Here is a 247-nt window from a genome sequence, read left to right on the forward strand (position 1 = left end):
AGGCAGCTTAGAAAAGAAGCATTGCTTGATGAATGGCTTGATATCATGTTCACTGCCATATAGGCAGCTTAGAAAACTCATTTCAGGCAGTATTACATTATGAAGTTGTTCACTGCCATATAGGCAGCTTAGAAATTGTGAGCATTCATCCAAACCTTTAAAGGCGTGTTCACTGCCATATAGGCAGCTTAGAAAATGCTGCCCACTTGCAATCCGCCCACTCATCAGTTCACTGCCATATAGGCAG

General features: G+C 42.5%; 1 protein-coding gene. It reads right to left on the reverse strand.

What is annotated here, in order from left to right; translation table 11 throughout:
• The coding region (locus AVJ19_RS21410) for a hypothetical protein (RefSeq protein ID WP_162626703.1) at positions 1-247 on the reverse strand (247 nt) is incomplete at both ends.

It is taken from the genome of Acinetobacter sp. CFCC 10889 (genome assembly GCF_003268395.1).
In the GTDB taxonomy this organism is placed as follows: domain Bacteria; phylum Pseudomonadota; class Gammaproteobacteria; order Pseudomonadales; family Moraxellaceae; genus Acinetobacter.